Genomic DNA, 26,174 nt, shown 5'->3' on the forward strand with positions numbered 1-26,174 from the left:
TACCTATAAACTCATCATGTGTATAGTCTATCGCGCCCTACCTCTTAAGGCAGAGCGCGATAGTTTTTATGGTAGTGCAAGAAGTCAGATTCGCTTACATGTGCGTACTCAATGTGTTAGGAAAGCTTGCACAGCGAAGACTCAGCGGTTCCATTAACACGACGACCTGGGGAACCCGGGGTCGTGCCTGAAGAAATATTAGAGTTATAGACTTGCGAGCTATCTACATATGAACCGCCTGCGCCGCCGCCGCCCGAAAAAGCAGAGGCACCCACAGGAGACCATGTACGGGTAGTCCACGGTCCATATGTTTCACGAGTCCAGCTCTGATCGGTGATGTAGCCGCCCGATGTAGTTACCGAACCTGAACCACCGCCTCCATAACCCCCACCACCGGTTGCGCCGTGGAGAATAGAACATTGGTTAACTTCTTCATCGGATGAATTCGTCGTGTTCACCATGCCGATACCGACGACACCGGAACCCCCAGTACCACCGTTGGAACCATTACCCGTTAGACGTGCATCATCTCCCATGCTACCCGCAAGGTACTGGTTTATTGTGGAATGCTCGGCATTATTCTCATAGGAAACCGAAGTGATATTCCGTGTATTAACGGTACCGCCAACAGCGCCGCCAGCACCTCCGCGCCCGTCACGGCCACCAAGTCCACCATTCATTTTGAGTCCGAGACCTGGAAAATAGTGGTATATTTCTTCATAACTACCGCCGTTCGTGTCGCCAGAGCCTCCCGTACCACCATTAGCGACGGTACCCGGAGTGAAATAAAGGGATTTAAAGTCTGCTGGGCGAGGTCCAAGGCTATCTTCTCGCCAGTCCGTATAAAGCGTCTGGCGACCGCCTCCTGCACCGCCACCGCCAGCGATAGCGATAACAGTACCGTTGAGAAGAACCGCAGATGCGCCTCCGCCCGTAGGAGCATAGAACTCCATCAATCCGCCTGGATGCTCCTGAAACCTTTGTACCTGACTATTAGTGCCAATATATGCACCAACATGGGAACCACCGTCTGCCCAACCGCGTCCCGGCGTAGAAGCAGTAAAACCATAAGGGCCGCCTCCACCGGCCACAATGAAGGTGATAACGTCACCTTCGTTGACATTGACAGCACCAGAGACTGTGGCTCCCGCACCCCCGATGCCACCTTGGGCAGACCCCTGGTACGAGCCTCCAGAGCCACCGGTAATAGAAAATTTGAAGGCCTTAGTTTTCTTATCTACCGTTACAGTATATGTACGCGACGTACCGTCGGCTGAGGTATTTGCAAAGGCCTGTTCGTAGCCGCCATATTCACATTCCACCGATGATGCGTAAGCGGGAATGGTAGCGCTTGCTGTCACGAGGGGGACAGCCCACGCCGACCCCTGTACAAGAGTTCGACGAGATAAGAAGGGGGAGGATTTTGCTTTCATGGGTTTAACTCCTTGAGAAATTGATATAAAGATTTGCGAAGTGCAGTAGGGGAGATAGAGCGATCATACGTATAGGGTAACTCCCTAGTTACACGCATTAGAGGGATAAGAAGTACGGTGCGAAATACGTACAAGTATTTCGCACCGTACTTTATTTACTTGGTCTTCTTATCTGCTGTGAAATTACGGCATACAACAGCGGTTGCCGCGCCATTCACACGCATACCGGGCTTACCAATGTTGCTACCAATAGTTATACTGGAGTCATAGACGCGAGAGGTATCGACGTAGGACCCTCCACCGCCACCTGCGCCGGAGAACGCCGCTGAGCCAACTGGTGACCAGTATCCCCCCTCGATGTAGTTCCCATCAACCCAACCTGTGACAGAGGCGTAGGATTGATCCGCGCCATAACCGGCAGCAGTAGTCACTGACGCGCTACCGCCGCCGCCGTATCCACCGCCGCCGGTTGAGCCGTGGAGAATGGAACACTGGTTCAGATCACTTGTGCGGTACCAGGTAATAGCCATACCGATACCAACCACGCCTGCACCGCCTTGACCTCCATTATTTCCTTGGGAATTTTTTGTGAGGGTAGCATCAGCACCTGCGTTACCGGCAACGTTTTGGCTGAATAAGTAGCGCTCTTGTGAACCCTCAAAGGAAATAGCGCTGTTGCTCTTCGGATCAGACAAGGAACCTGCAGGTGCACCTGCTCCGCCCTGCCCATTACCGCCGCCAAGACCACCGTTCATGTTGAGGGCAGGTCCTGGGAAGAACAAGTAGGTTTCTTGGTAGCTGCCGCCGCGTTCACCCACACGTCCGCCAGAACCGCCGCTTGCCATATCGCCTGTATTGAATTTGAGACCTTTAAAGCTTTCAGGCTGCGGACCGTAAAACTCCTTATTCCAAGAAGTACGCGAAATCTGGCGAGCCCCTGCACCGCCGCCGCCGCCAGCAATAGCAATAGGAGTACCATTCAAGAGAATTGCTGATGCACCGCCGCCAGTAGGACCATATAGCTCGTTTATTAGGCTCTTGCTAGAATGCTCCTTGTACCGCTTCGTGTATTCATTTTCATCCATGATCGCTTCACTATGAGAGCCACCGTCAGCCCAGCCTTTACCCGGTGTAGACGGGCTATTATTATATGGGCCTCCGCCGCCAGCAATGATAATGGTTACCTCATCGGTTGGGTTAAGATCAAGGGTTCCGGTAACAAGAGCACCAGAACCACCGTGGCCATCGCGGGCATTGCCTTGATAAGTACCACCGGCTCCGCCCAAAAGGGTGAAGGTCATGACTTCAATATTGCCAGCGGTGAAGGTGTGGGTTACAGAATCACCGTTTGTTGTAGTGTTAGTGGGTACATCTAGGGTAATACCTGGGGTGCACAGCGATGATGCAAAAGCTGGTACAGAAGCGCTTGCTATGACCATAGGAGTAGCCCACGCAGCACCTTTAACAACGTTGCGGCGAGATATGGAATGCTTCATTGTATCCTTCCAGTGTTTGATGTGTGAGTGATATGAAAACCTTAGCGCTAGTTTTGACGCACTATCGAATGATGGCATTATCACCACTGTCATTAGTAGGCGATAGGTGTCATTATCCTTGGTATCTCTGCAGATTTATCAGTCAGAGCTGTTAAAACTCTGATATGAAACTGCTCTGCGGAGATGAGAAAGTCCTAAATTATTTTGTGTAGTGGCGCCTTTCGAGGATGGATATAGTGCGATTATTTGAAGCGCATGGATTATTTAAGGATTATAGAGTATTTTCTCTGTGAAATGTATTCCCAAAGTTGAGAATATTATAAAATTCACTATTTTACGTCAATATTGATGTGATATTTACAAATCTCTCAACCTCTTACGGAATGATATTGAGTAAAAATATTAAAAATGTATCATGTAGTGAATGAGGGAGCATAATGAATGCATGAGAAGATATTTTGATGTAGGGAGCATCTAGAAATGATTTATTGGTAAAGTTATTTTTGATAAAATTTATGGCTTTCGATACACATACATGAAGTCAGATTCGAAATAGTATTGATATAAAGTTTTACTTATTTGAGGTATATGAGATAAGGCTTTGCATGGTCAAAATTCTACACATGCAAAGCCTTATCTCTAGAGAACACCGTAACGCGTAAGCATCATCATATGCTATTCGGCGTTGTCTTTACTTACTCACCTTTATTGTCTTTATTATCCGAGTTTTCTTTCTTGGGGTCCTCGTTGTTGGGGAGGCGGCACCAAGAAAGTTCTGCTACTGCGTTAATACGGCTCAAAGCAGTAGCCGGACGGGTGGCCAGATCCGGTAGGATCTGCCCTTCAAGGAGAGCATCGTCATGGGTTAGGTATGAACCGCCCGCACCCGCGCCGCCAGACACAGCGGCAGCACCAACAGGAGCCCAGCCGCCTCGGTCGTATTTAACCCAGCGCTGATCAGAAGCATAAGCACCTGCGGTTGTTACGGAGCCAGAGCCGCCCCCGCCGTAACCCCCGCCACCGGTTGAGGAGTGCACAAGCGCGCCCTGGTGCAGATATTTGTGGGTAAACTGACGGTTATCGACAAAGGCGCGACCAACTACGCTGCCACCACCTGTGCCGCCGTTATTGCCGAGGCTATTTCCGTCAAGGGTAGCGTCTTCACCCGATTTGCCAGCTACATCCTCATAAAATACGTCGTTTTCATCGTTAGTGGCAAAAATAATGGAAGCATTGGAATCCATATTGCGCAGACCACCTGTCGTTGCGCCAGCGCCGCCTTTGCCATTTTCTCCCGCAAAACCACCGTTTGCTCTTATGCTGGGACCGGGGAAGAACTTGTAGATCTCAGAGAATGAGCTGCCATTTGCGCCGTTTCCAGCGCCGCCGCTGCCGCCTTGGGCAGCTTCGGTTGTTTCAAGAACGAGAGGGAGAAACTCTTTGGGTTGGGGGCCGGACTGCATATCGTTCCATACGGTGTAGGAGTAGAACCTAGTTCCCGCTCCGCCACCTCCACCGGCGACAGCAATGAGTTTGTCATTGAGGAATACCGCAGATGCGCCACCGCCTGTAGGGCCGTAGTATTCCTCGGCAGTGTTGGGGCCTTCAAAGAATTTGACGGTGCGTGCGTCGGTCGTTTTGTAGGATGGCCCGTGTGAACCGCCATTAGCCCAGCCCTTACCTGGTTCCGTCGGCTTATCACGGTTATAGGCGCCGCCCCCAGCAAGAACAAACTTGAGAACGTCATTCTCCTTGACCGCAAGAGTCCCAGTAATGAGTGCGCCTCGGCCGCCGGAACCATGCATTGCAAGACCGCGGTAAGAGCCGCCCACACCGCCAGTAATGCGGAAAGTAACGGTTTCAACACCAGCAGGAATGGTGAAAGCTTCTAGGGTAGATGACCCATCATTAGTGAGGTTCTGGTTAACCGGGACAGAAATGTCGGGAACGCATTTTTCGCGGGATGATGCGTATACAGGAACGGCGGAGCTGGCGATAACAATGGGGGTTGCCCATGTGGTGCCCTGAATAATACGACGTCTAGAAATTGAGCTTGCCACGTATGATAATCCTAAATGTCTGAGATGTAGTGATACTGTCTTTCCCTGTTTGCCTATCAGAGCAAATTCCGGGATGCGTTACTGAGCACAACAGACGCAAAGAATTACATAGGCGAACCTTAATCTGTAATCAACAATATATGTCAGGTATAAGTATATACTTGGCAGAATATATGCTGATATTAAGGTTAGATTCTTGTTATCTGTGTGTTTTGAATCGTAACTGTATCTATAGTTTACGTGGTTGAAGATTGTAGTGGTCGGAAATGCAGAGAGATTTTGGTAGTGCACTTCCATAAAATTTGTTTCAGATCACAAAAAATTTAAGATTTATAGAAGTTTTTGTGATGTAAGATACTAAATATTCTAGAAATTTAGGCACTTTGGCGAAAATTTGTGATTTGTGACATATTTTTCTAAGTAAAGAAACTATTCTTCATATTTGGAAAATGAGCGTGTTCGATAAACGCGGTATGTGGACTATAAGTACATCAAACTACGCAAGCTATTTGCAATGTATGACGGCGCAAAATGATGTGGAAGAGGATAATTTTATAGACGCGGGGGGGGGGACAATCCTACTCTCGATAGTTTAAGGCTATGCGAACTCTATTAGCACTGGAATCGTTTTATTGGATTATGAAATGTTTAAACAATGCATTGAAAGTACGCAGCTGATCGCACATATTTTAGAATTCACCCACACTTAGGATCTTCAGAACTGGGTAACCAGCATCATCGGAGGCAGCAAGAGTTACCTCCGCCCGAATACCCCAGTCGAAGTTGTCCTCAGGATCAGCAAAGGTCTGCTGTACTTTCCATACGCCAGGATGTTCCCGCACATCATCGTCAATTTGAACGAGCTTAGGGGAGCGAGCCTCAGCATCCGTATAGATATCGTCGTAGGCATCAAAATAGTCATCCATCGCATCCGCCCAAGCGTCAGCATCCCATCCTGAGACCTCATCTAGTTCCCCAAGTATGTTCTCTCGCTCATCGGCGAAAAGCTCAACACGGCGGAAGAGAGCATTGCGCACCATCACCCGGAACGCACGTACATTCTTCGTGACGGCCGGGGGAGTATCATCCTTAATCTCGGCGGCGGCACGGTCAGCTGCCAAGGATGCAGCATCTTCGCCAGCGGCAAGTTTCTCCCACTCATCCACCAGCGATGAGTCGGTTTGGCGCACTAGTTCACCCAGCCACTCGATAACCTCCGCAAGATCATCGTTGACGGCCGACTCGGGTACCGTTTGCCGCAGCGCCTTATACGCATCCGAAAGGTAACGCAACAGTACGCCCTCACCACGTTCTAACGCATAGTACTGCACAAAGTCATTGAAGCCCATAGCGCGCTCGTACATATCACGCACCACAGATTTTGGATGCGGCTCAAAGCGTGCCACCCAGGGTGCCGACTGCTGATACGTAGTGTATGCCTGCTCGATTAACTCAGTGAGAGGCTGAGGGTAGGTTACCTGATCGAGCTCATACATACGCTCGTTATACTCCACACCGTCTGCCTTCAGCTGCGCTGAAAGCTCGTTCTTAGCCTTACGCTCCTGTGCATATAGCACCAGGTGAGGCGGCTCCAAAGTTGCCTCAATCAGCGAAAGAACATCTAAAGCATAGTTGGGAGAATCAGGATCCAAAAGTTCAATGGCTGCCACCGCGAATGCCGAAAGCGGCTGATTTAAAGCAAAGTTATCCTGTAAATCTTCGGTAAGCCGCAGGTATGAGCCATGCTCATCCGGGGTATCTGTGCGCTCAATAACCCCGCCGGTCAGTAGTTCCTTATAGATACTAACGGCTTTACGCAAAAGTTCCCGGCGACGTTGCGGCGGCTCATGATTCACCTGAAGAATGCGATAGGCTGCGACCACCGGGTTCTGCGGGCGTTGCATCAGGTTCAAAAGCATTGAGTGGGTAATATCGAACGAAGGGGTCAGCGGCTCAGGCTCTGCCGCGACCAGTTGATCGAAGGTCTTCTCTGACCAACCCACAAAACCTTCCGGCGCTTTCTTGCGTTTAGACGACAGTGACTGATTAATCTTCTTTGTATCGTCACCGAACTTCGCCTGTGCTTTGGCCAATAGGCGCGCATTTTCTATATCGTGTTCGGGCGCCTGCACCACTACGGTACCGGCGGTATCAAAACCAGCTCGACCGGCACGTCCCGCGATTTGGTGAAATTCACGTGCGCGCAGGCGGCGATTCTTCGACCCATCAAACTTCGACAAGGCCGTGATAAGTACGGTGCGAATAGGCACGTTAATGCCTACGCCCAAGGTATCGGTACCGCAAATCACCTTTAACAACCCAGCCTGCGCAAGCCTCTCCACAAGACGACGATATTTAGGGAGCATTCCCGCATGGTGAATACCGATACCAGCCCGCACCAGTTTATTCAGCGCCTTGCCGAAACCCGGGCCAAACCTGAACCTCGCAATAAGCTGCGCGATCCGCTCTTTCTCCTCCTTTGAAGCAATAGCTACCGACAGCAGCGCGTTTGCCTGTTCCAGGGCGGCCTTCTGCGAAAAATGAACAATGTAGACGGGGGCTTGCTTAGTCTGCACAAGCTCCTGAACCGCCTCCTGAATGGGATCGGTCGAGTAGTAGAAATGAAGCGGAATCGGGCGCTCGCTACTGGCAACCAGCACGCTTTCACGACCGGTGAGTGCCGTCATCTCTTCCTGGAAGCGCGTGGTGTCGCCCAGGGTCGCGCTCATGAGCAAGAATTGCGCCTGCGGAAGCTCCAAAAGCGGCAGCTGCCATGCCCAGCCGCGTTGCGGGTCAGAGTAGAAATGGAACTCATCCATAATGACTTGGCAGACATCCGCAGACTTACCCTCGCGCAGAGCAATATTCGCCAGGATCTCGGCGGTACAACAGATAATGGGGGCATCTGCGTTAATAGCCGAATCTCCGGTAATCATACCGACATTTTCGGCACCAAAAATCTCGATAAGATCAAAGAACTTCTCGGAAACAAGAGCTTTGATGGGGGCGGTGTAGTAAGAACGCTGCCCAGTCGCCAAACCGGTAAAATGCGCCGCCACCGCCACCGTAGATTTACCCGATCCTGTAGGGGTAGCCAGCACCACGTTATTCCCCGCCGCAATTTCCAAGACAGCTTCATCTTGAGCTGGGTAAAGCGTCATGCCTCGGCTGGAGATCCACCCGGTGAACGCCTCATAGATTTCATCCGGGGTGAGCGGATTGCCAGTATAGTCGAGCCGGTTGTAACCGCCGGGATTCTCCGCGAGTTTGGGGGAAAGGTATTCAAGAATGCTCATGGTGCTTCAATTTTACCGAGTCTAGAGGCAGAGAATTAGCAGAATCCGTCAAAATCAGCGATGCGCACAATATTGGGTAACTATTGCGTTACGCAAGATATACACGCCACAGGAAACTTAGGTTATGGTCATTTTTTACGCTAGCAGAAACCCCTCTGACTGTTAGACTTGCGTATAGCGAAGTGCGGTTAGTTTCCCTTCTGATAAGGAGTACGCAATATAGCATGAGAATATCCTTAAAGGACACACAAATAGCGGGATACTGGGCGACCGCAAGGAAAAATACTCTTGATGATTGTGTGTCAGAACTTCACCATTTTATGACCTCGCTTGAGTCACTGTACCCGGGCGGACACTGGCGTATCATGCGCGAAGCTCCTCAGCGGTTAGGGGCTAATGTTGAAAACGCTATTCCTGGATTGACCGATCTGCTACTGGGCCAGCTAGAGGGCGCGAAAACTCCAGATGCAGACGTCTCATTTGGGTACTACTTTAACCTTGAATATCTGGGGCCGCTCCCAATAATTGTCCAAGGATGCGTGGGAATACAAACCGACAATAAGAATTTTAAAAACTTTGTCCTGATCAAATTTTGGCGAGACCCCGAAGTGCCAGAATCTTCACAGGGAGAACCCACTCTTGAATCCGGTCACCAACTGCTTGAAACAATTATTCGTTGTTGGTCACCGCACTTAGCGACATGGACAACACCCGCCTGGTTACGTGCTGTACCGAAGAGAGAAGCGTATACACCATCTCTAGGGTGGAAAACCTATTTCAGCGAACCAGCAGCATGCGAACTAATCAGCGACTTAGGAAAACCCCTGCATCAGGGAATACTTCTTGAAACCTCATCGGATATTCACGATGTCACCCCGGAGAAAATTGTGGCGCTCGCGTAAGAACTATCGAACCGTGGAGTAGAGCGTGTACTCTACTGCGGCACATGAACGTATTGAATCAGCATCTTGAATCTTCGCACCAAAAAATTACTGCGTGACATCTTATGCTGTGTATGTTTCATCTAGATTGTCTGCAAAAGTATCGTAGCTAGTTTTCTGTAGGCTCTCGTGAAAATAAGCGGTACAGCAGAAAACTATAAAATCTGCAATGCAACATGTCACATATATAAGGTAAATGTGTTAGCCTCAATATTTAATGAAATAGAGGGTATAAGCGAGGCACATATGGCGAATGCGGACGAGCAGTATCACCAAAGAAGTACAGAAGAAGCTCCCACTAGTACAAAGACGACGCAGAACCAGCAGAAAAATCATACACAGTCCTCACAAACTCCCAAGGTAGGTATTTCTGACGATGACCTGAAAAATCGGGTATCTTTACGTGTGAGTGCCCCCGGGTATAAATATCCCTGGTACCGTTGGGTTATCCCCATGCTTGGAGAAACTACTGCGGGTATCGGTGCTATCGGCATTCCCGTTGTCGTGGGCACTTTTATCAATCACCAAATCGCAGGACACACGGCTGATGCCTGGCTGCTGTTTTGGGTCGTTGTCGTCTCCATCGGGTTTATCGCGCTCAACGAATACTTTGGGTGGGGCGCATCCATGAAATTTGGTGCCGAGCTAGACCGCGACTGGCGCACCTATATTAACGCCCTGCTCAACCGCGCAGCGCATAAGAACAATGCGGGTGAGATGGTTACCGTTATGAGCAAAGACGTGCGCCGTATCAGCGCAGTATTTTTCTCAATCCCTCTCTTCACCAACGCCATGATTATCGCAACTTTAGGCGCTATACAGTTGTGGCTCATTAGTCCGCTCACTGCGGCGGTGACTCTTACCGGAACAGCCTTAGTGATATGGGTTCTGGCGAAATACTCCACCTTCATGGAAAGTAAAGTGGGCGTCTACCGCGCGAAAGATGGTGAAAATTCTTCGCGTGCCTCAGATATAGCAACAGGACTACGCACCATCACAGGACTGGGCGCTGAACAGCAAATGCGCGAGCGCTATCACCAGGGAGCAGATGACGTTTTCGACGCTCTCATGGAATATGAGAAAACTCATCGCTGGATGTTCCTTATCCGCGTATTCCTCAGTGGAACAGTCACCCTGCTTGGTATTGGTTTCGCGCTGACGGGACACGTTGAGAACGGACGCTGGGTACCTGATGTTCCAGCTGCTTCCCTAGTAACGGTTGCTTCTATTATCGCCATGATGGGTGGGCCCGTCTGGATTTCACAAAACTTTCTCACCGAATGGCGTTACGCCAAGGTGGGGCTGGCTAAAGTCGCTCGGCTTGAAGGGTACGCCGGGGTACGTAAAGGTGTGCTTAAAGAACCGCGAACAGATACCGAACTTGAAGCATATGTGAGCCATGAGAAAGAACACGATATGCCGGTCGTCGATATCCCGCAGGTTCCCGCAAAGGCACGCAACGCGCGCATCGTATACATCAATCCTCGACATTGGCAGCTGACTGCTCAAGAGTATGCAGAATCGCTTGTCGAACATGTGCGTGCGCTCGCTGCCGAAAAACTGCCGGATAAACAGCGAATCCTACTAAGTGAGCCTAACCCTATGATTTTCGCCGGAACTTTGCGGAATCACCTACGTCTGGGCACCGTACCGCCCGAAGATACTATAGCTGCGCAAGCGAAAGATGAAGCTCTCCTTCAGATAACCGACTCTAGCGAAATTGCTTACCGTTTGGGTGGGCGAAATCCAGATGAATATTTTGAAGCGCTGATCACTAGCGAAGGGGCTAACCTTTCGGGCGGACAACGCCAACGTTTAGCTCTTGCGCGTGCTATCGCTCAGGACACCCAAATACTCATTTTGACTGAGCCCCTTAATTCTGTGGATGAGCCAAGCCAGAAATATATTTACGACAGACTTGAGGAATGTGTGGGCACGCCTGCAGCACCAGAGCTCTATCCTGGGCTGCTTGCGGGCTTTGAGACTATTTACATTATTTCGACAACTGCAGAAGTATCTCGGCGTATTGCGCGAGATAACAATATCGAAACCCAGAGGGTAAATCATGTCTAAGTTACCAACCGAACCGCCCCGTGTGGTTGTGCAGAAAATGGGTTCTTATATTGTGCGTTATAGAGGGCATGCATTCTTCACTTTTATGGTTTATGTGTTGAGCAGCGTCATGGGCGCGGTAGTGCCTCTGCAGATTGGTGCAACTGTTGACGACGTTGTGGCTGGTAAGTATGCGCAATTTCCGTGGAAACCTGTATTGATCATTCTTGCCGCTACTGTTGCTCAAGCCATCGTGATGCTTTTGGCTATGTACAGCGCCGCCCGTCTTGGCGCCCTCGTAACACGCCAAGCAAGTATAGATACCATTGATGCAACTCTAGATCTTGATGCGCGAACCGTCGAGGAATCCGGCAGCGGCGACCTGCTCACACGAGTGACTGATGACCTGTCTTCAGCCTCGAACGCCGTCAGCTTTGACCTGCTCGAAATTCTTTTTGTGATTCTGTATTTCGTAGTTTCTATGGTTTCACTTGCCACACTCAGCGTACCTCTGAGCGTTATCTTCCTGCCCATGATTATCGGCTTGGGCGTGCTGATGGGATATTTTCTGCCGCGTCTTGCCCGTGAAAATCAGAGCGTGCAGGAGATTACGAGCGAGCTTAATAGCGTGCTGACCGAGAATGTTCGGGGCGCATCCACCATTCGTGAACTTGGGGTGCATGATGCTCGCAACGAAACATTCGAGGCTGATAACGATCGGCGTTATCGGGCTACACTCAAGATGGTGCGTATACGCCAAAATTATTACACGCTTGATGCTCTGAATGCGTGGTTCCCTACCGTTATCTGCTTGCTCTGGGGGTCCTTCTGCGTCATGCAAGGGTGGGCAACCTGGGGTGCCTTGGCGACTGCATCCATTATGGTTTTCAGCCTGAGAACTATGGCGGATATTTTGGGGCATCACGTGGGCAATATACGCATAATGCTGGTTAATATGGGGCGTGTGTTTGGGATTATTAATCTGGCGCAAGCGCAGCGTGCTCGGCGCAAAGATATTCGTAGAGCACAACATCATGAAACTTTGGGGAATACCACACATGTAATCGAGTGCTCCCATGTGTCGTACGGTTATTCTTCAGATGCGCTTGTACTGACTGATATTAATCTAAAGATTGCGCCTGGGGAGTGCTTAGCGTTAGTTGGGCGTTCTGGCTCTGGAAAAACCACGCTTGCAAGGCTCATTGGCGGTTCCTTGAGCGCGCTTGACGGTACAATCCGTGTGCTGGGAAAACCAGTTGGCAATGGGGAATTTCCAACCGACAAGTACGAAGATGGTAGGCCGCGACTACTGGTTTGTACCCAAGAAGCGCATATTTTCTTTGGTACCGTTATTGATAATTTCACCGCTGTAGTACCAGAAGCCACCGAGAAACAGATCGGTGAAGCTCTGGATGCTGTTAGCGCTCGTTGGTGGCGTGAGCTTCCCCAAGGGTTGAAGACGCGCATCGGTACGGGAGAGCACGAACTCACCCGTGACCAGATTCAGCAGCTTGCTTTAGCGCGCATCGTCGCGGCAAACCCTCACGCGGTGATTCTTGATGAATCGACCACCCAGCTTGAGCTTGTGGACGCGATCGAATCATTACAGGCCGTGCTCGCGAATCGTGCTGTGTTGATTATTTCGCACGATGCGCGTATCGCCTCTCTGGCAGACCGCGCCGTTTTGCTTCAGGAAGGCATGATTACTGCTGAGGGCACGCCCGCTGAGATTTTCGCTCTGACCTAGAAGATGATAGTCAAAAGCCGTACACTCTCTGCCCCTCTCGTAGATGGGCACAACGGCACGATAGAGAAGAAAAGTGTACGACGCTCGGACAGGTTATAGAGTTAGTTGGGATTTATTTTTTCTTATGGAGCCGCCATTCGGTATCGCCTGCTCCCGAGTCATCGCGATGCCAATGCTGCCCTGTCACCGGGTCAGGCTGCGTTAACTTTGGATTCGGGTTATTACGATCGGGCTCATCCGGATGTGCTGGGCATCCTCGAGCACCAGGGTCTTCGTGGCAGGTTTTACCTACAGAATGCACCTCGGTATCCCACACGCGTACTAGAGTGGGATCACTGCGAACCGTAAGCGAGCCAACAATATTCCAGTCTCCACCTTTGAGACGGTACCGACCCTGATAGGTGACAGTAACGTAAGCATGATAGTTGCCGGATTCTTTGAAAGCATAGCTGGTATCGGTGGGTTTAAAGTTACGTTTGCTCTTGTCCCAGACAGAGCCTTGCGCGGTTCCTGAATCCCGCGTTGTGTACACAGGGTCGCCGGCACCGTACTCATAGGTATAGGCAACGGGAACAGCTTCTATCGTGACTTCTTCATCGAGGATAGTAGTATCATGTGCTGCGGTTTTCACGCCGGTCACATAGAAGTTTGTGTTGATCCCGGTATTGACGTGGGGCTCATGCCCGTCGAAATGTAGTGCGGGTTTTGTAGTGGTAAGTTCGGCGAGTTGCTCCCGAACTTGGTGCTCTATCTTTTGGGTGCGAACTTGGGCGTTATCGGCAGTAGGTTCGTTTTCAGGTGTGTTTTGGTCTGCAGGATCGTTGGGAACGCACGCTATACCGCCGTTTCCTGACTGAACGACACCGTATTGTTTATAGTTGCCTGAATCGTCAATGGGTAGGGGAACACGGGCTACTTTACCGGGTTTCCCTTGGTAGAGACAGGGCGCATCTTTAGAAGCATTGCCATTGTAGACATCGAAGGTATTTCCTACACTACTCACGGTTGCGGGAGCGTTAGAGCCTGTATCGGCGATACCTTGCTTCGCGTCAGTATCTCGATATCCATTACTTTGTTGAGGTACCGTATGAGGTTCGTTAGGCTGTTGTGAATTGCTGGAAGACGAGGTTCCCTTAACCGTGAGTTTACCTCCGTGGATATTGCCTGAATAGTCGTTTGCAGCAGAAGAAGAGTATGACACTGTACAGAAGAAAATTACTGTTATAGCGCAAAAAACGCGTTTCTTATTTGAGCTCAACTTTTTCCATCCCAGCAAATGCCCAGTGACCAGTTGATTTGAAAACGATACCGAACTCGATAGTGTTCTTATTTTGTTCGGACAAGGGATAGGTATGGGTCTTATAGTCTTCGTTATCTAAGTAGACGACGTCGTTAGCGATAATATTTCCGATGATGAGGTAAACGTGATCGCTTGGCGATATCAGAGTGGACGGGTCAAAGGTGAGTTTTCTAGTACCACCAACTGCCCATCCTCCCTTTTGGTAGAGCCTATAGACATAGTTGGCAATCTCTTCCTCTTCTTTATAACCTTCAGACGTATAGTCAGCATATGGTTGTACGTCTCCAGTCTGTATAGCATAGTTCCGCAGGTCGTTCCAATACTGAATAAAGTGAAAAAGCGCCTCCGGTGTCTCAATCCCAATATCTTCGGGCTTTTTGGGCTTGGGGACGTTCTGCGCGGGTCCTTTTTCGTCTGCGGGACGGTACTCACCTTTGGGCGCTTCAGAGCCACCAGAATAACCCTTAGTGAAGGTCGGATGCGCCTGTGCCTCAGGTAAGGCAGATTCGGTACCATGTGGGCTAGAGCTACCGTCTGTGGTGTTGGATGTTTCGGCACGAGCAGGTGCTGTCTCATGTGCTTGCTCTCCGCAAGCGGTCAGGAACTCAGTAACGCAGATCCCCGATGCGAAGGCTATCAGGGCACGACGGTTGAGGACTTTTTGAGGCACACTGTTGTGCCTAAGGGCAGGAATGTTCATCAGTGAACTTTCGTGGTTGGGTGAATATACAGCAGGCCGCAGGGGAGCGCGACCCTTTTTCAACAGTACTGTTACATGTCAAGAATAAGAAATATTACTTTATAAGAGTTTGAAAATTACCAAAACTTAGAGATATGTGCACGGCAATGACACATAAAGTCCGTGAACCTATTGAGCCCAACAGTATATGCTACAGTGAAAACGCGATATGGGGTGCTCCATTTTGTAACGGATACACAGCACGGCGCTGTTGTCTGGAGCTGAGATATACCCATTGAACCTGCTCTAGTTAGAACTAGCGAAGGGATATCGAACTGTGGCAGAGCAGCCTTAACCTTCTTTCTGAAACACCCGATTCATCATTATCTAGATAGCGTGGTGCGTTTGCAGCGATACCACGCCCATTCCAAGGAGACTTATAGCTATGACGCTATTAAACACATCTACACCTCGCGTGCTTTCCATTGCCGGAACCGACCCTACAGGCGGTGCTGGAATCCAGGCCGATCTCAAGTCTATTGCCGCAAGCGGTGGTTACGGTATGTGCGCCACAACCGCGCTTGTCGCACAGAATACACAAGGGGTTCGCAGCATTTTTGCTCCACCTACCGAGTTTTTACAGGAACAGCTTGCGGCAGTTTTCGACGATGTGACTGTGGATGCCGTTAAAATTGGTATGCTCGGCGATGTTGAAACTATCACTACCGTCAAGACCTGGCTTGCAGAACATCCGGTACCAGTGGTGGTACTTGATCCGGTGATGGTTGCCTCCAGCGGCGATCGCCTGATTAGTCAAGACGCCGAGCAGGCACTGCGCGAATTGGTGGCGCAGGCAGATGTTATCACTCCGAATATTGCCGAACTCGCGGTGCTCTGTGAGAGCAACCCTGCCCAGACTTTGGAGGAAGCGCACAACCAGGCGGCTCAGCTTGCGGGGAGCACTGGCACGATCGTGATTGTTAAGGGCGGTCACCTGACGGGGGAGGACGCCGGAAATTCGGCTGTTTTCCCTAATGGAACTCATACACATGTAGCTGTCACCCGCATCCAGACAAAGAATACCCACGGCACCGGGTGCTCACTCTCATCAAGTCTTGCTACCCGCCTTGGATTTGCTCTTGTGAATGGCAATAATGAGCTGAGTGTACGAGTACTCACGAACGCGCTGGCATGGAGCACCCGGTGGCTCAACGAAGCTATTATCGCTGGTGAGGAACTGCACGTGGGCAGCGGGCAGGGTCATGGACCGGTTGATCATCAGGCACGTGCTCGCCGTTTGGAGCATGCAGCTGATACGAAGCCGTGGGAGCACTTATACGCTGATAAAAATCTTACGGGCGAGAGTCCCAAGAATTTGGTGAAACCCGCGCAGCGGAAATCCCCAGAGCCGAAGGTAACTCCGGCGGGTCCGTGGACCGCCGTCCTGTGGCAAGCTACCGGTGATATTTGGCGTGACATTCTCGATTTGCCCTTTATTCGCGGGCTGGGCGACGGCACGCTTGACGAGGATTTATTCGGCTTCTATTTAGACCAAGATGCGCAGTACCTTGCCCAGTATTCTCGCGCCTTAGCTACTCTTGCGGCACGTGCCACCTCACCGCAAGGTCAGGTGCATTGGGCTGCGGGTGCCCAGGCGGCAATTGTTGAGGAATCGCTTTTGCACGATGAATGGTTGGCGGCGCATCCCGCTATTCCTGCGGAGCAGGGTGGTATTCGGCGTGGTGCGCCTTCGGCAGTGACAATGGGGTACACGAACTTTTTACGTGCTACTGCTGCTGGTGAGGATTATGTGGTGGGTGCAGCTGCGGCGCTTCCATGCTACTGGCTGTACCTTGAGATCGGTTACCGGCTTTTGGAGAAAACCCACGAGGAACATCCGTATAATTCCTGGATTTCGGTGTATGGCGGCGAAGAGTTTGCTGCAGATGTGCGCCGCTGCGTGGCGGTTGTTGAGGAAGCATTTGAGCAGGCTTCCCCCAGTCAGCGTGTTGCCGCCGCTCAGGCATATATGAGCGCATGCCTATATGAACGTGACTTCTTCGACCAGGCTCATAGAGCGTTGCGGTAAAATCACACCGTCCGGCCCCCACGCGAAAAAGTAAAAAAGGCTCTTTATCCAAATAAAGCGTATTTTTCACCGCTTGATTTGGATAAAGAGCCTTTTTAGCAGGTAGGTAGAAGGGACTATGCCCCCAGCGCCTCCAGACGCTCAATCAGGCGCTTGCCGTGATCCTCACCGATGGCGCGAGCAACAGCAGGGTTATCGGGGTCGCCAGTGGTGCCGTAGCTGTATAGCGGCTCCTCAAGAGGCATACCGGTAAACGCTGCGGTGTTCTCAAACTCGGTCAACGTGGCAGATACGTCGCGTGGCAGCATAGTGCGGTAGACATCTTCAATAGCGCCAGCGGTTGCTGAGATCAGAAGCTTCTTACCCTGCAAAGCAGTGCCGTTTTCTCCATACGCGAAGCCGTACTCGAAAACGTCGTCAATCCACTGCTTCAGCAGAGAAGAAATTGAATACCACATCACCGGGAACTGCAGAACGATGACGTCTGCTTCCACAAGTGCCTTCTGCTCAGCAGGTACGTCAAACTTACCGTTTACACGCAGCTTGTCGAGCTCACGAATCTTGACGTTATCGCCGAACCGTGCCCGCACGGCATCAAGAATAGCCTTGTTAGCGTTAGAAGTCGTAAGGTCAGGGTGCCCCGAAATAATCAGGATATTAGACATAGTCATCCAATCTATTAAACATCAGAATCATGAGCTTGTGAGTGCTGATTCAAGTATAAGCTCAAGTTTGCCACCTTCGTATATTAGCACGCTATTCCCTATGTCTGCCTGTGAACATTATGCCGAATCTAATACATACTGCTAACAAGCTTTTAGTTTTCCAGAAGGTGTACGATGCACAACATTACCCATAAAATGCATGACAAATACCTAATGCGATGGCGCCGAAAAAGAAAATAGCAACCGCAATATACTAAGCCCGCAAGGATTCTAACCTGGCGATGAGCTTGGTGCCATGATTCTCACCAATAGCCCGTACCGCTGCGGTATTCCCCGGATCACTTGATGCGCCGTAGCTGAAAATAGGTTCTTCCAACTCCATACCCGTGAAAGCGGCAGTATTCCCAAAATCGGCGTATGTGGTTGTGAGCTCATACGGCAAAGCATCACGGTACATATTCTCGGGAGCTCCCGCAGTCGCAGAAATCAAGAGCTTCTTACCGCGCAGCGCCGTGCCTTGCGGACCGTATGCAAAGCCATACTCGAAAACGTCATCAATCCACTGTTTCAACAAACCCGGCACCGAATACCAGTACACAGGGAACTGAAGCACCACGATATCTGCTTCCGCGAGTGCCTTCCGCTCGGCTGGAACATCGAATTTACCATTCACGTACAGCTTGTCGAGTTCACGCATGTTTATCGCATCGCCAAAATGGTTTTTTACAGCATCAAGAACCGTCTTATTTGCAGTGGAATCTGGCAGGTTCGGGTGACCTGAAATAACAAGAATCTTTGACATGATAAATCCAATCTGTGTGCGATAAACAGGAAAGTTAGGAATCCAATATATCGAGCCTCAAGTAGAGCTGCTAGGTTCCTTGCTTATTTTCACGATTTCTACGCCCTGAGGTGAATAGGTTAAAGAAATATCCGGAACAAGCTATATTCCCCGAGTCTGTAGGAAAGAACTGTTCCGGATAATTCTGTGATATTTATCGAAGGATGCTGTTACTTTTCTTCGTGAGAAGCACCCTTCAAAGCCCCCATAAGCGGTCCCACAATATCCAGCGGAAGCGGGAAAACAACCGTCGAATTCTGATCAGCGCCCAACTCCAAGAGAGTCTGCAAATACCGCAACTGTAACGAAGCCGGTGAATCACTGAGAATGTCAGAAGCCTCCTTAAGTTGAGATGAAGCCTCAAGCTCACCACGTGCCGAAATGATCTTGGCGCGGCGTTCACGCTCAGCCTCAGCCTCACGAGCCATTGCGCGCTGCATGGCCTCAGGAATCTCAATATCCTTGATCTCAACCAGCTCGACTTTAATACCCCACGGGCGGGTGCGTGAATCAATAATGCTCTGCAAATCTGCATTCAAATCATCACGATGCGCCAGCAAAGTATCAAGATCCACACGCCCCAGCAGTGAACGTAGTGTAGTCTGAGCGATCTGAGAAGTAGCGATCGGGTAGTTTTCGACCTCAAGTACGGCGTCTTTTGCACTAATCACACGGAAAAGTACTACCGCGTTCACGCGCGCAGGAACGTTATCTTTTGTGATAACTTCCTGCGGGGGAATGGTCAGCGTAATCACACGCATGTCCACGCGCTGCAGAGAATCGATGAGCGGAACCACCAGGTTAATACCAGGTTTCAGCTCGGAACGCAGATGACCGAAGCGGAAAGAAATACCGCGCTGATATTCAGGGATGACCCGAAGGGTACGAATAATCAGAAAAGCGACGATTACAAGAATCGGAATAACAATCGAAAGAACGGTAAGAGAATCCATCATGTCCTCTAAAAATATGTTGGTAACGGTCAGTAGGAATGACCTGTGTAGATGCGTGCTGAGAAAAAATCTAGATGCGGTGACAATACGCACCCCGATCTCTAGGTTACCGATTTATCAACGACGGTACCTTAGAAACCGGGGCGCGCATCCTCACACTAACGAGAGACTTCTTCGAGATTCTGCTCCTGAATAACCTCTGCGGTAGTTTTATGCAGACGTGGGGTAGAAGTCCCCTCGCCGCTCCACGCCGGACGATCAGGATCAATCTGCGAAGAACGCACAGGCAAAGTTGCAGCAGAGATTATCTGCTTACGAGCATCGTCGGTGCGGCGCTTACGCTCATTGCCAATACCGCCCCACTTAGCGGCAAACCTATCCATCTTAACCGCCACCGATTCATCCGCAGTAGACCCAGGAATATGTTTAGGATCTGCCACAAAGTTCTCAGGCGATTTGATGAGCTTGATGGCTAGGGGATAGGTGAGTGACAAGCAAGCCACAATAACGGCGGCTTCCACCAGCAGCTCCAAGGGAGCATGCCAGGCCAGAGCCGTAGCACCCACGATAATAGGACCGAAAAGCGCAACCGTCACGGCAAGACCGCGATGGAACTTACCCGACTCCGAGTAAGGCCACTCATCAACTTCACGCGTAAGTTCACGCCCATTAGACGAGACGGTGCAAGTGTCCTTAATAGGACAGGTATTGCACACGCTCGGCTTGGCGCGGTAGCGCATCACACGATTATCCGTATCAAACGCTACCGGCCATAGCCACTGATCCTTGGGGCAGAGCCACGCATCGTTACTCTCGTGGTAGGTGAACCCGAAAGTCCGGGATGCCACGAAACGTTGGCTTGTGCGCTTAGCAAGAATATCGAAGCCCCACCCGACGGCGACTAGCCCCAGCGCATAAACGCTGGATAGCCACACCATCAGGGACACTCCGGCAATTTGCTCAGGCATGATAGTCAGCCTCGACGATCGCTACGGTACGGACTGGTCTGTTCGGGAAGCTCGTCAGCAGCCTTAGCACCCGCAAACTCGGCAATACGCTCGTCATCCACCAACTCGTATAGCGGCGGCTCGGGGAGCTCCAGAACGGTTTCCTTGTTCTTCTGTGAGAAGTACGAAGTTATACCCAACCATGCGAGTTTGAGCAGCGGCATGATACCAGCCAAGAAGATCACGTCGCCCGGTAAGCGTAGCCAGTCCATAATCACAGTTGAACCATCGTGAATAAACGCGAAGGAACGGGCCTCGTAGTAGCCTTCACCCACGGACTTATACAACTGAGCAACACCCAGCGGCAGAAGCGAAATGAAGACCATCCAGATCAGGCCGATGTTCAAGGCCCAGAATGAGAACTTCAGCCCCTTCTCAGGCCATTTATTCTCAGGAATCAGGTAACGCAACGCGAACACCGCGAAGGCCAGTGCCAACATACCGTACACGCCCATCATAGAGCCGTGCGCGTGGTTTGCGGTGAGTGCGGTGCCGATTTCGTAGTACGAAACAACCGGCAGGTTGATCAGGAAGCCGAAGACACCTGCGCCCAAGAAGTTCCAGAAGCCTACAGCAATAAGGAACATCACAGCCCAACGATGCGGGAACGGCTTGGTGCGGTTGGAGTACTGGCGAGCCCCCAACTGCATGAAGCCCCACGCCTCAACAGTCAGGAAGGTCAACGGAATAACCTCTGCTGCCGAGAAGAACGCACCGAATGCCATCTGTTCCGAAGGAGTACCAGCGAAGTAGGTGTGGTGCATAGTACCAACCACACCACCGGCGGAGTAGAGCACTGCATCCATCATGATGATGGAGATAGCGATGCGCTCGCGCACCACACCCAAGAGTACGAAGACGTAAGCAACCATCACAGTGGTGAAGAGTTCGAGGAAGTCTTCAACCCACAGGTGCACCACCCAGAAGCGCCAGAACTCGGCGACTGAGAAATGGGTGCGCTGACCAGCGAGCATACCCACGGCGTAGAACATCGGAATTGCCAGACCTGAGAAGAGGAACAACCAAGGCATGGAGGTTTTCTTCCCGCTCTTGAGGCGTGAGCTAAGGGTACGCCAAACAATGACAATCCAGATGAACATACCAGCGGTGAGCAGAATCTGGAAGAAACGCGGCAGATCAAGGTACTCCCACTGCTGCGCAAAGATAGTGTTCTCGGGTATCCAGCCCTTTTGCGAGAACCATTCGTTGAGGAGCGAACCGAGCACCACAATAACCACGGCCACGAAGAGGACGACGGTGAGTAGACCTTGCTTCTTCGGCTCTTTGCGGGTAATAAGCGGGGCAATGAAGATACCACCAGCTAGGAACGCCGCAGCCGTCCAGAAGAGGGAGAGCTGTACGTGCCACGTTCGAGACACGGTGTAGGGCAGTAGCTCACCCATATTGATACCGAAGAACCCGTCTATTTCAACGCGATAGTGCTCGGTGAGAGCGCCCACCAAGGCTTGCAGGAGGAATAGAACAATAATCGTGATGAAGAAGAGTCCAGCTGCCTTCTGGGAGGGGGTGAGCTTAACTTCATCCGGCTGCCGGAAGTCAAGGACTGGGGCTTCTTCGCCGTGCCAACCGATGGTGCGCGACCAACGACCATATATGGCAAACAACAAGCCGGTACCGCCAATGAGGGCGATGAGCGATAGAGCCGACCAAACCATGAGGTCTGCAGTAGGTTTATTATCAACGTTTGGTTCTGCGGGCCAGTTATTGGTGTAGGTGTAATCCTGGTTAGGACGCTCGGCGGCCGACGCCCATGCCGTCCACCCAAAGAATGCCGTCAAATCGTGCAGTTCTTCGTCGCTCTTAATAGCGTTAGGAAAAAGACCTAAGGAAGTATCACCACGGGTAAGGGTGTCCTTGTAGTGGTCTGTCATCAAGCTGAAACCCTTGGTCTGTCCTTCGGTCCAGGTAAGGGTTTTGCTGGGTTCGTCGTATTTATTCTCGTGACGCCACTCGTTTTTAACGATTTCGCGCGGTTCTTGCTTGCCTTCTGAGCGGTATTTATCAACGGCGGCATCGGTGGTCTTGCGCAGGTATTCTGCGGTGAAGTCCGGACCGATGTACGCACCGTGACCCAGAACGGAGCCGTACTGCTGCAAACCGCGGCTCTGATAGAGCTCCTGGCCATGCTGAATCTGCTCAGCAGTTGCGATAACTTTACCGTCATTGCCGACGATCTTATCGGGGAGCGGCATAGAGAGCGCGTAGGTGCGCATCGCCAAGACGGCCATGATGGTAAAGCCCAAGAGCATCACAAACGCTACAGCCTGTACCCAGCCTTTTCCAGCATAGGCACCGACTGCATCCGTGCGGCGGGTGATCTTGGCGATCTCCCCGCGCGTTACGGTTTTCTTAGCCATTTTGATGTGTCTCCAGTGTGCGTGGATTGATTTTTGTTAGTGCTCGCGGCAAGCATCCCCATAATTAGGAAACCCACAGGGGCACTTAGTTTTATTCTTGCATTACGAATACGAATTTAGAAAGTTTACAGACACGGTGTCATTATTATGAAAGAAATTACACAGGTAAAGTAAGAATAGTTCTCATGTTGTGTATTGTTTGATATAATTTAGTACCTCATTTTTATTTTTAGGTGAGGCTTACCTAAGAATTAAGCAAGATTTTTGTACTCTAATCCTGGTGGGGTTCCTTAAGAATATGCATCTGCTTGAAATAATAAGAAAGTAAAGAAAACACTTCATAGGTTTTCATAATATCTTTGCTGATCCCGAAAAAGTTACTACAAGCGTCAAGCCTATAAAATCCGTATGGAATAATAAAGAACGGAGAAAACCACCAGAACCATAAGGAGTTCGGACATGCTGGCGTACAAGGCAGGGCAAAAAGTAGTAACGGGGCTACTGCGCACTGTATTCAGGGCACGGGTGACCGGGCTTGAGCATTTCCCAAAGAAGGGGCCCGTAATTGTGGCATCTAACCATTTATCCTTCCTCGACTCCATTATTATCTCCGCTATGATGCCCCGCCGAGTAGCATTCCTCGCGAAGGCGGAGTACGTAAATACACCGGGTATTCGAGGCAAGGCCATGAAGGCCTTTTTTGAAGCCGTAGACATTATCCCCGTGAACCGCTCCGACCGTTCGGAATCCCTTAAAGCACTCGATCTAGCTCTTGAAAAACTTGAAGAGGGTAAAGTCTTCGGTATCTACCCTGAAGGTACACGATCTCGTGACGGGTTTTTATACCGCGGCAAAATTGGTGTAGCCTGGCTAGCCCATATGACTGGAGCACCAGTAGTTCCTGTGGGTCTTATCGGAACCGAACGTCTGCAGAAGCCCGGCTCAAATATGATTTACCCTCACCGGTTTACCATCCGCGTGGGGGAACCCATGCATTTTGAGAAGACCGGCGAGAAAATGACTGGTAAACAGCGCCGTCAGACCACCGACCACATCATGGATGCTATCGCTCAGCTCTCGGGCCAAGCCCGGAAGGACGAATACAACGTTTCGCCCTCCGCCGAGCGTGACGCAGGGTAGCGCTTGCCAGTCTAAAAACGAGTACACTTAACCGCGCATCCTGATTATGGATGCGTGGTTATTTTTCAGTACTACACCGTGAGGAGCGTTCGTGGCAGATCCCCAGAGCTATCGCCCAGCCTCCGGCGATATCCCAACGCACCCCGGTGTATACTGTTTTCGTGATTCCCACGGCAGAGTTATATACGTGGGTAAAGCAAAAAACCTGCGCAACCGACTGAGCAGCTATTTCGTAGCCCCAGAACGGCTGAGCCCGAAAACCTACGCTATGGTGCATACTGCCGCCAGCGTGGAATGGACGGTGGTTGGCAGCGAGCTGGAATCTCTACAGCTTGAATACACCTGGATCAAAGAATACAAACCCCGCTTTAACATAGCGTTCCGCGACGATAAATCTTATCCCTACCTTGCAGTCACAATGCGTGATAAATTCCCGCGAGCGCAGATCATGCGCGGTGATCGTAAAAAAGGTGTGCGGTACTTTGGTCCTTACTCACAAGTGTGGGCTATTCGTGAAACTTTAGATGCGCTTCTGCGCGTATTCCCGGTGCGTACCTGCTCGGAGGGAGTCTTTAAACGTGCCGAGGCTTCGGGACGCCCGTGTCTTTTAGGGTATATCGATAAATGCGCAGCACCGTGTGTAGGGCGTGTGAGCCCCGAAGAACACCGTGAACTAGCGGATGGGTTGTGCCGTTTCATGGCAGGGGGTGCCGAAAAATTTATTACCCAGCTTACCCGACGTATGAAAAAAGCTGCAGCCGATATGGACTTCGAACGTGCAGCTGTATTACGTGACGATATTACCGCGTTAACAAAGGCATTTGAACGTAACGCCGTGGTTTTATCGGACTCTGTTGATGCTGATCTTTTCGCCTTTGCTCAGGACGAGTTAGAGGCATCAGTGCAGGTGTTCTTCGTGCGCGGTGGGCGTATTCGAGGCCAACGTGGCTGGATCGTTGAGAAGGTTAACGATGGTGGTGAAACCGAGCTGATAGAGCAGCTTCTCGTTCAGGTTTATGGTGAAATGGCGGCAAATATTGCTAGCGCTGCAGCTTTCGACGAGGATTCCGGGTTAGACGCTACACAACATGAGATCCCTCGACAGATTTTAGTTCCTACTATGCCGGAGAATACCCAGCAGCTTCAGGAATGGCTATCAGGTGTGCGTGGTGCCAAAGTCGATATTGCAGTACCGCAGCGCGGCGATAAAGCGGCGCTGATGAAAACGGTCGCCGAGAACGCCCAACATTCCCTGACCCTGCACAAGAGCCGTCGTGCTGGGGATATTACCACCCGTTCAGCGTCGCTCGTGGAGCTCCAAGAAGTCTTAGAACTACCGGACCCGCTCATGCGCATAGAATGCTACGACATTTCCCATGTGCAAGGTACTAACGTGGTAGCCTCTATGGTGGTCTTTGAAGACGGCATGCCCAGCAAAAGTGCCTACCGTAAATTCTCGATCACAGGGGATGCTGCTCGTGACGACACCGCCAGTATGTATGACGTCATCACCAGGCGATTTAAACGCTATCTCGCCGAGCAGCAGCAACGTGCGGAAGCACCTTTGTCCTCGGGAGAAGTTGCGGCGGATAGCTCGGCACAAGAACCAGCTAAATTCGCGTATCCGCCTAATCTGGTCTTAGTTGATGGCGGTCCACCTCAAGTTGCAGCCGCCCAGTCCGCCCTGAGTAACCTCGGCATTGAGGATATCTACGTGGTAGGTATCGCAAAGCGTCTCGAAGAGCTGTGGTTACCTGACGATGATTTCCCAGTGATTCTGCCCCGCACCTCTGAAGCGCTATACCTTGTGCAGCGTATTCGCGATGAGGCACACCGTTTTGCTATTACCTTCCACCGCGCAAAACGAGGTAAAGCTATGGTGGCTTCTGCTTTGGACTCTGTGCCCGGACTAGGCAGTGTCAAGCGTGCGGCGCTTATTAAACATTTTGGGTCGGTTGCTAAAGTACGGAACGCCTCGATTAAAGAACTCCAACAGGTTTCAGGGGTAGGACCTGCGCTCGCGCAAAAAGTGCATGACCACCTCAACCAAAAGGAAACTGCCTGAGGCAGCACCCCGGGTATTTATGCACAGATAGC

General features: G+C 50.9%; 17 protein-coding genes and 1 riboswitch. Of the genes, 6 read left to right on the forward strand and 11 right to left on the reverse strand.

What is annotated here, in order from left to right; all coding sequences use genetic code 11:
• Positions 1–116: 116 nt before the first annotated feature.
• From HMPREF2756_RS08280 to HMPREF2756_RS08295, 4 genes are all read right to left on the reverse strand, one after another.
• Entirely contained in the window at positions 117–1,433 is a 1,317-nt protein-coding gene (locus HMPREF2756_RS08280) for a hypothetical protein (protein WP_070620213.1), read from the reverse strand.
• A gap of 155 nt (positions 1,434–1,588) precedes the next feature.
• The gene (locus HMPREF2756_RS08285; RefSeq protein ID WP_246825899.1) at positions 1,589–2,929 is read right to left on the reverse strand and encodes a hypothetical protein; all 1,341 of its coding nucleotides are present in this window, start codon (positions 2,927–2,929) and stop codon (positions 1,589–1,591) included.
• Between the two features lie 695 nt (positions 2,930–3,624).
• The gene (locus HMPREF2756_RS08290) at positions 3,625–4,989 is read right to left on the reverse strand and encodes a hypothetical protein (RefSeq protein WP_070620219.1); all 1,365 of its coding nucleotides are present in this window, start codon (positions 4,987–4,989) and stop codon (positions 3,625–3,627) included.
• 689 nt (positions 4,990–5,678) lie between these two features.
• Positions 5,679–8,285 carry a DEAD/DEAH box helicase gene (locus HMPREF2756_RS08295; RefSeq protein ID WP_070620223.1) on the reverse strand — a complete coding sequence of 869 codons (2,607 nt, stop codon included), beginning with the start codon at positions 8,283–8,285 and terminating at the stop codon, positions 5,679–5,681.
• A 224-nt stretch (positions 8,286–8,509) separates the two neighbouring features.
• Between HMPREF2756_RS08295 and HMPREF2756_RS08300 the strand changes: the two genes are divergently transcribed.
• The 3 genes from HMPREF2756_RS08300 (at position 8,510) to HMPREF2756_RS08310 (ending at position 13,025) form a co-directional block, all read left to right on the forward strand.
• Positions 8,510–9,187, forward strand: a complete 678-nt coding sequence (locus HMPREF2756_RS08300) for an immunity 52 family protein (protein ID WP_246825900.1) — start codon at positions 8,510–8,512, stop codon at positions 9,185–9,187.
• 285 nt (positions 9,188–9,472) lie between these two features.
• Positions 9,473–11,299: an ABC transporter transmembrane domain-containing protein gene (locus HMPREF2756_RS08305; protein WP_070620226.1), complete on the forward strand. Its 1,827-nt coding sequence runs from the start codon at positions 9,473–9,475 to the stop codon at positions 11,297–11,299.
• On the forward strand, positions 11,292–13,025 hold the full coding sequence (locus HMPREF2756_RS08310) for an ABC transporter ATP-binding protein (protein ID WP_070620229.1): 1,734 nt from the start codon (positions 11,292–11,294) through the stop codon (positions 13,023–13,025). Before HMPREF2756_RS08305 ends, HMPREF2756_RS08310 begins: the two co-directional genes overlap by 8 nt.
• 112 nt (positions 13,026–13,137) lie before the next feature.
• On the opposite strand, the gene HMPREF2756_RS08315 is transcribed toward HMPREF2756_RS08310, so the two are convergent.
• Together HMPREF2756_RS08315 and HMPREF2756_RS08320 are read right to left on the reverse strand one after the other, a co-directional pair.
• Positions 13,138–14,226 carry a hypothetical protein gene (locus tag HMPREF2756_RS08315; RefSeq protein ID WP_246825901.1) on the reverse strand — a complete coding sequence of 363 codons (1,089 nt, stop codon included), beginning with the start codon at positions 14,224–14,226 and terminating at the stop codon, positions 13,138–13,140.
• A 43-nt stretch (positions 14,227–14,269) separates the two neighbouring features.
• Positions 14,270–14,995 carry a DUF6318 family protein gene (locus tag HMPREF2756_RS08320; RefSeq protein WP_246825902.1) on the reverse strand — a complete coding sequence of 242 codons (726 nt, stop codon included), beginning with the start codon at positions 14,993–14,995 and terminating at the stop codon, positions 14,270–14,272.
• A 229-nt stretch (positions 14,996–15,224) separates the two neighbouring features.
• Positions 15,225–15,349, forward strand: a riboswitch (TPP riboswitch).
• Positions 15,350–15,449: 100 nt separating this feature from the next.
• Between HMPREF2756_RS08320 and HMPREF2756_RS08325 the strand changes: the two genes are divergently transcribed.
• Positions 15,450–17,093 (forward strand): bifunctional hydroxymethylpyrimidine kinase/phosphomethylpyrimidine kinase, encoded by a 1,644-nt coding sequence (locus HMPREF2756_RS08325; protein ID WP_070620235.1) that lies wholly within the window; start codon positions 15,450–15,452, stop codon positions 17,091–17,093.
• Positions 17,094–17,209: 116 nt separating this feature from the next.
• On the opposite strand, the gene HMPREF2756_RS08330 is transcribed toward HMPREF2756_RS08325, so the two are convergent.
• From HMPREF2756_RS08330 to HMPREF2756_RS08350, 5 genes are all read right to left on the reverse strand, one after another.
• Complete coding sequence (locus HMPREF2756_RS08330) at positions 17,210–17,758, reverse strand: NAD(P)H-dependent oxidoreductase (RefSeq protein WP_004004591.1); 549 nt, start codon at positions 17,756–17,758, stop codon at positions 17,210–17,212.
• Positions 17,759–18,011: 253 nt separating this feature from the next.
• Positions 18,012–18,560, reverse strand: coding sequence for an NAD(P)H-dependent oxidoreductase (locus tag HMPREF2756_RS08335; RefSeq protein ID WP_013399010.1), 549 nt, complete (start codon positions 18,558–18,560; stop codon positions 18,012–18,014).
• A 209-nt stretch (positions 18,561–18,769) separates the two neighbouring features.
• Entirely contained in the window at positions 18,770–19,552 is a 783-nt protein-coding gene (locus HMPREF2756_RS08340) for a slipin family protein (RefSeq protein ID WP_004004593.1), read from the reverse strand.
• Between the two features lie 158 nt (positions 19,553–19,710).
• Positions 19,711–20,520 (reverse strand): transposase, encoded by an 810-nt coding sequence (locus tag HMPREF2756_RS08345; protein ID WP_070620238.1) that lies wholly within the window; start codon positions 20,518–20,520, stop codon positions 19,711–19,713.
• A 5-nt stretch (positions 20,521–20,525) separates the two neighbouring features.
• Complete coding sequence (locus tag HMPREF2756_RS08350; protein ID WP_070620241.1) at positions 20,526–22,937, reverse strand: nitric-oxide reductase large subunit; 2,412 nt, start codon at positions 22,935–22,937, stop codon at positions 20,526–20,528.
• A gap of 459 nt (positions 22,938–23,396) precedes the next feature.
• Between HMPREF2756_RS08350 and HMPREF2756_RS08355 the strand changes: the two genes are divergently transcribed.
• Both HMPREF2756_RS08355 and uvrC read left to right on the forward strand, forming a co-directional pair.
• Positions 23,397–24,077 (forward strand): lysophospholipid acyltransferase family protein, encoded by a 681-nt coding sequence (locus tag HMPREF2756_RS08355; RefSeq protein ID WP_004004596.1) that lies wholly within the window; start codon positions 23,397–23,399, stop codon positions 24,075–24,077.
• A gap of 91 nt (positions 24,078–24,168) precedes the next feature.
• A complete protein-coding gene (gene uvrC / locus HMPREF2756_RS08360) occupies positions 24,169–26,142 on the forward strand; it encodes an excinuclease ABC subunit UvrC (RefSeq protein ID WP_070620244.1) in 1,974 nt (657 codons plus the stop codon).
• Positions 26,143–26,174 lie beyond the last annotated feature (32 nt).

It is taken from the genome of Rothia sp. HMSC067H10, assembly GCF_001810635.1.
GTDB classification, from domain to species: Bacteria; Actinomycetota; Actinomycetes; order Actinomycetales; family Micrococcaceae; genus Rothia; species Rothia dentocariosa.

Coding starts and splice junctions, on each gene's coding strand:
- HMPREF2756_RS08345 (WP_070620238.1), bottom strand. CDS start 20,520: ATGCCTGAGCAAATTGCCGGAGTGTCCCTGATGGTGTGGCTATCCAGC.
- HMPREF2756_RS08280 (WP_070620213.1), bottom strand. CDS start 1,433: ATGAAAGCAAAATCCTCCCCCTTCTTATCTCGTCGAACTCTTGTACAG.
- HMPREF2756_RS08285 (WP_246825899.1), bottom strand. CDS start 2,929: ATGAAGCATTCCATATCTCGCCGCAACGTTGTTAAAGGTGCTGCGTGG.
- HMPREF2756_RS08340 (WP_004004593.1), bottom strand. CDS start 19,552: ATGGATTCTCTTACCGTTCTTTCGATTGTTATTCCGATTCTTGTAATC.
- HMPREF2756_RS08350 (WP_070620241.1), bottom strand. CDS start 22,937: ATGGCTAAGAAAACCGTAACGCGCGGGGAGATCGCCAAGATCACCCGC.
- HMPREF2756_RS08300 (WP_246825900.1), top strand. CDS start 8,510: ATGAGAATATCCTTAAAGGACACACAAATAGCGGGATACTGGGCGACC.
- HMPREF2756_RS08325 (WP_070620235.1), top strand. CDS start 15,450: ATGACGCTATTAAACACATCTACACCTCGCGTGCTTTCCATTGCCGGA.
- HMPREF2756_RS08335 (WP_013399010.1), bottom strand. CDS start 18,560: ATGTCAAAGATTCTTGTTATTTCAGGTCACCCGAACCTGCCAGATTCC.
- HMPREF2756_RS08330 (WP_004004591.1), bottom strand. CDS start 17,758: ATGTCTAATATCCTGATTATTTCGGGGCACCCTGACCTTACGACTTCT.
- HMPREF2756_RS08355 (WP_004004596.1), top strand. CDS start 23,397: ATGCTGGCGTACAAGGCAGGGCAAAAAGTAGTAACGGGGCTACTGCGC.
- HMPREF2756_RS08295 (WP_070620223.1), bottom strand. CDS start 8,285: ATGAGCATTCTTGAATACCTTTCCCCCAAACTCGCGGAGAATCCCGGC.
- HMPREF2756_RS08305 (WP_070620226.1), top strand. CDS start 9,473: ATGGCGAATGCGGACGAGCAGTATCACCAAAGAAGTACAGAAGAAGCT.
- HMPREF2756_RS08310 (WP_070620229.1), top strand. CDS start 11,292: ATGTCTAAGTTACCAACCGAACCGCCCCGTGTGGTTGTGCAGAAAATG.